The following is a 4,212-nucleotide window of genomic DNA, read 5'->3' as shown; positions in this document are numbered from 1 at the left end:
CAACGTCCGGGATCACCTGCGAATGCAACCTCGCCCCCCTCTGCCGACATCACCACCAGCTCAAGACCCACGCCGGCTGGACCTACCAACAACTCACCCCCGGCACCTTCCTCTGGCGAGAACCCCACGGCCAGACCCTCCTCGTCACCCCACACGGCACCCGAGACCTCACCGACCCCTGAGGCACGATGACCTCATGGCCACGCGTGCTCGACTCCTCGCCCTGGTCCTGGTCGTCGCGATCGCGCTGACGGGGTGCCAGTCCAGCGAGGGCGGCGGCGAAGGCGGGGGCGGAGAGTCCGCCTGTCCGGCAGCCGTCGAGATCGACGGAGTGACCTACAACGGCGCGGGGCCGACCAGGAGGACCCCGGCGACGACCGGTGACACGTTGGTGGCGGTGCTGCCCGGGTGCGACGACTCCGGCGGTCAGGGCGACGCAGTCGAGGCGGAGCAGATCGAGGTCGAGGTGCTGACCGACGTCGACCCCGACCTCGCGGTCCTGTGGCACGAGAGCATCTACGTCCGCGACGGACGAGCCTTGCCCGCCTCGACGCGCGCGTGGTTCACCGCGCCGCGCTGCACGACGGAGGGGCCGTTCGACCTGGTCGCTGACTGGCTGGGCGTCATGGGGCCGAAGAAGCCGCGCTTCGACGGCGACCTCCGCCTGCCCTACCGGCTCGAGGTCCGCGTCACGGAAGGACCAACCCGCTACGTTGGCGCCACCCTCACGCTCCGGGCGGGCAGAGCGACCGATCCCGCCCTTTCACCCGCGGACGTCAAGGCCTCGTTGTGGGAGGGCGGTCGGGTCACGGCGAGCGTCAGGTGCCTCGAGGGACGGTTCGACGTCATCGGCGTGACCGCCTCGGGCCCGGAGTAGTAGACGTCAGCCGGGTCCATCGCGCCACTCGTCTGCGAGCAGCGCATAGCCGACCTCGTCGATCCACCCGAGCTCGTGGTGCCACAGCGCCTGGACCGAGACTCGCTCGCGACGCATCCCGGCGCCCTCCAGCACGCGGACGGAGGCGGGGTTGTCGGCGTACGCCGCCGCGGTGACCCGCCGCAGCCCGAGGTCGTCGAAGGCGGCCCGCAGCAGGGCCCGCGCGGTCGCGCTCCCGATCCCCTGGCCGGCCACGCGCGGGTCGACGATGTAGCCGATCAGTCCGTCCGTGCCGTCGGGGACCCCCGGCTGACCGGGGCCGTCGACCACGTCGAGGAAGCCCATCGCGACGACCTCCCCGTCGCGCTCGACGACGCAGGAGAAGTCGGTCGGGCTGTCGGGCACCGCGCGCCACTCCCGGCGCAGGTCCTCGGGGTCGACGTGGGTGCGCACCATGAAGTGGTTGACCTCCGGGAGGTTGCGGAAGGACTGCAACGCCTCCACGTCCGCCTCCACGGCCTCCCGGAAGAGCAGTCCGTCCGACGACAGCGGCCACGGAGTCTCGTGCCTCACCACCGGGAGGCCGCTCATGACGGCCTCAGCACCAGGTCGGCCACGCGGCGCAGGTCGTCGGTGAGGTCCTGCTCGCACAGCGTCGCCCGGTCGCCGCACAGGTCGAAGTCGTAGACGAAGCGGTCGGGCTGCGGGGGCGTCCCGCTCACGCGCGCCAGGTCGATGCGCTCGACCAGGTCACGCAGCTCATCGGCCCGCGGGTCGGCTCCGAGGTCGACCCGGGCCTCGGAGGTCCGTCCCGCGAAGCCCCCCGTGCGTCGTACGACGACCTGGTCGGCCGCAGCGAGCAGGTCCGCCGCCGGGGCTGCGGCAGGAGCGGCCGGGGACGAGGCAGGCGTGACCCCGACCCTCGCCCAGGCCTCCTCGACGGCCGAGACGTCGACGTCACCGAGCGACGCGGCGGCCGCGACGGTGGCGGCCGCGAACCCGGCGAAGTCGGAGCGCGACGTCACCTGGTCGCCGGTGAGCGCGGCGAACCACACGCGCCCGGCGCCCTCCCAGCTCGAGCCGCCGATCGCGACGGCCGCGAGGTGGAAGGCGCGGTTGGGGATGCCGGAGTTGAGGTGGACACCGCCGTTGTCGTCGGTCGTCTCGACGTAGTCGTCGAGGTGGGCCGGCTGCGGGTCCCGGCCGAGCGCGGGGTCGTCGTAGGCCGCGCCGGGGTGGGCCATGTCGCGCAGCCCGCGCGCCCGGATGCCGGGGAGGAACAGGCCCTCCCCGATCAGCCAGTCGGCCGCGAGCGCGGTCTGGCCGAGAAGCCGCTGCTTGAGGCAGCTGGCGAAGACGTCGGAGACCGACTCGTTGAGCGCGCCGGACTGGCCCTCGTAGACGAAGCCGGCCGTGTGCTCGGTGAGCGCGTGGGTCAGCTCGTGGGCGAGGACGTCGACCGGCTTGGTGAAGCGGTCGAAGACGCGACCGTCACCGTCGCCGAAGACCAGCTGGGTGCCGTCCCAGAACGCGTTGACGTAGTCCTGCCCGTAGTGGACCGTCGCCGAGACGCCTGCGCCCGCGCCGTCGTAGGAGTCGCGGCCGTAGACCTCCGCGAAGAGCGCCAAGGTGCCGCTGATGCCGAGCGCCGCCTCCTCGACGGCCACGTCCTCCGACGGCGGGTCACCGGCCGCGCGGGCCGGCTCGCCCGGGAGGTCGGTGCCGTGGGAGGCGGTGTGCACGACCCAGGCCGGCCCCCGGGCGTCGGCCACGCCCCGACGCAGGCCCGGGGCCTGCGCCCGCCGCAGCCGCACGTCGTCGTCGATCGCCAGCAGGCGGTGCCAGCGCTCCGCCTCCTCCGGGACGCTGAGCGCGAGCTGGCGGAGCAGGTAGGGCGGGACGAAGCAGGCGTGGGTCCGAGACATGCCCCCAGCGAACCCCACGCCACCGACACCCACAAGGGACCCGCGCCCCGCCGGCCGGCGTGCGGCGTGCGACCGGTGCTTCACTGGAGGGCATGAGCCACGCCCACGTCCCCACCCACGCCCTCCCCCGCGCCACCGGGGTCGACGACGACCGCCTCACGGGGCTGCGCCGGTGGAACGTCGTGCTCGCCGTGCTGCACGCGGCGCAGGCCGTGGCCGTGCTGGTGCTCGCGACCGACTTCGCCATCACGCTCTCCAACTCGTTCCCGACCGGTCCTCCGGGCAGCCGGGTCGCCGACCCCACCTCGGCGTTCGACGTGCCCATCGGGGCGGCGATCGCACTCTTCCTCGCCCTGGCCGCGATCGACCACGGACTGACGGGCACGGTGCTGCGCGGTCGCTACGAGCGCGACCTCCGGGCGGGGATCAACCGCTTCCGGTGGGTGGAGTACTCCGTCAGCGCCACGATCATGGTCCTGCTCATCGCCTTCTACGCCGGCGTCACCCAGCTCACCGCCATCATCGCGATCATCGGCGCCAACGTCTCGATGATCCTCTTCGGCTGGCTCCAGGAGGTCATGAACCCGCCTGGGCGCACCAGCACCACGATGCTGCCCTTCTGGTTCGGCTGCATCGCCGGCGCGGCTCCCTGGGTCGTCATCACGCTCAACCTCGTCGGCGCGGAGACCGTGCCCGGCTTCGTCTACGGCATCTTCGTGTCGCTGTTCATCTTCTTCATGAGCTTCGCGCTCAACCAGTGGCTGCAGTACCGCGAGATCGGGCCGTGGCGCAGCTACGCCTTCGGCGAGAAGGCCTACCTGGTGCTCAGCCTCGGCGCGAAGTCCGCGCTCGCGTGGCAGATCTTCGCGGGATCGCTCGCCGCCTAGCCCCGCTGCTGCCCCTCGGGCGCTGAATCGTGGGAAAGGTGCGGTCGCGACTAGACTCCACGAGGCCCATCGGGCCCCTGAACCTTCAGATCTGCACCTCCACCGGAAGAGTCGTCACCGCCCCATGTCTGAGATCAAGACCGCCAACCTGCGCAACGTCGCGATCGTCGCGCACGTCGACCACGGCAAGACCACCCTCGTGGACGCGATGCTGCGCCAGGCCGGAGCCTTCACCGAGCACGAGGCCGAGAGCGTGGCCGACCGGGTCATGGACTCCGGTGACCTCGAGCGCGAGAAGGGCATCACGATCCTCGCGAAGAACACCGCGATCCACTACAACGGTGCCTCCGCCCCCGAGGGCATGACCATCAACATCATCGACACCCCCGGCCACGCCGACTTCGGTGGCGAGGTCGAGCGCGGCCTGTCGATGGTCGACGGCATCGTGCTCCTCGTCGACGCCTCCGAGGGCCCGCTGCCCCAGACCCGCTTCGTGCTGCGCAAGGCGCTCAACGCCGACATG

5 protein-coding genes and 1 pseudogene are annotated in these 4,212 nt (G+C 72.0%); 4 read left to right on the top strand and 2 right to left on the bottom strand.

Going from position 1 to position 4,212, the window contains the following annotated elements; all coding sequences use genetic code 11:
• A pseudogene (locus AAG827_RS22055) lies at positions 1–182 on the top strand (HNH endonuclease); the annotation flags it as partial.
• A gap of 14 nt (positions 183–196) precedes the next feature.
• Entirely contained in the window at positions 197–877 is a 681-nt protein-coding gene (locus tag AAG827_RS22050; RefSeq protein ID WP_341928357.1) for a hypothetical protein, read from the top strand.
• A gap of 6 nt (positions 878–883) precedes the next feature.
• On the opposite strand, the gene AAG827_RS22045 is transcribed toward AAG827_RS22050, so the two are convergent.
• Together AAG827_RS22045 and AAG827_RS22040 are read right to left on the bottom strand one after the other, a co-directional pair.
• On the bottom strand, positions 884–1,468 hold the full coding sequence (locus AAG827_RS22045) for a GNAT family protein (protein ID WP_341928356.1): 585 nt from the start codon (positions 1,466–1,468) through the stop codon (positions 884–886).
• Positions 1,465–2,802, bottom strand: coding sequence for a protealysin inhibitor emfourin (locus AAG827_RS22040; protein WP_341928355.1), 1,338 nt, complete (start codon positions 2,800–2,802; stop codon positions 1,465–1,467). Before AAG827_RS22040 ends, AAG827_RS22045 begins: the two co-directional genes overlap by 4 nt.
• Before the next feature lie 92 nt (positions 2,803–2,894).
• On the opposite strand from AAG827_RS22040, the gene heR reads away from it, so the two are divergent.
• Together heR and AAG827_RS22030 are read left to right on the top strand one after the other, a co-directional pair.
• The gene (gene heR / locus AAG827_RS22035; protein ID WP_341928354.1) at positions 2,895–3,689 is read left to right on the top strand and encodes a heliorhodopsin HeR; all 795 of its coding nucleotides are present in this window, start codon (positions 2,895–2,897) and stop codon (positions 3,687–3,689) included.
• Positions 3,690–3,813: 124 nt separating this feature from the next.
• Positions 3,814–4,212, top strand: a 399-nt coding sequence (locus AAG827_RS22030) for a GTP-binding protein (RefSeq protein WP_341928353.1), incomplete at its 3' end; no start/stop codon positions are given.

This window comes from Nocardioides psychrotolerans (assembly GCF_943371775.1).
GTDB lineage: Bacteria > Actinomycetota > Actinomycetes > Propionibacteriales > Nocardioidaceae > Nocardioides > Nocardioides psychrotolerans_A.
This window is presented reverse-complemented; position numbering and strand designations above follow the sequence as displayed.

Coding starts and splice junctions, on each gene's coding strand:
- AAG827_RS22050 (WP_341928357.1), top strand. CDS start 197: ATGGCCACGCGTGCTCGACTCCTCGCCCTGGTCCTGGTCGTCGCGATC.
- AAG827_RS22045 (WP_341928356.1), bottom strand. CDS start 1,468: ATGAGCGGCCTCCCGGTGGTGAGGCACGAGACTCCGTGGCCGCTGTCG.
- AAG827_RS22040 (WP_341928355.1), bottom strand. CDS start 2,802: ATGTCTCGGACCCACGCCTGCTTCGTCCCGCCCTACCTGCTCCGCCAG.
- heR (WP_341928354.1), top strand. CDS start 2,895: ATGAGCCACGCCCACGTCCCCACCCACGCCCTCCCCCGCGCCACCGGG.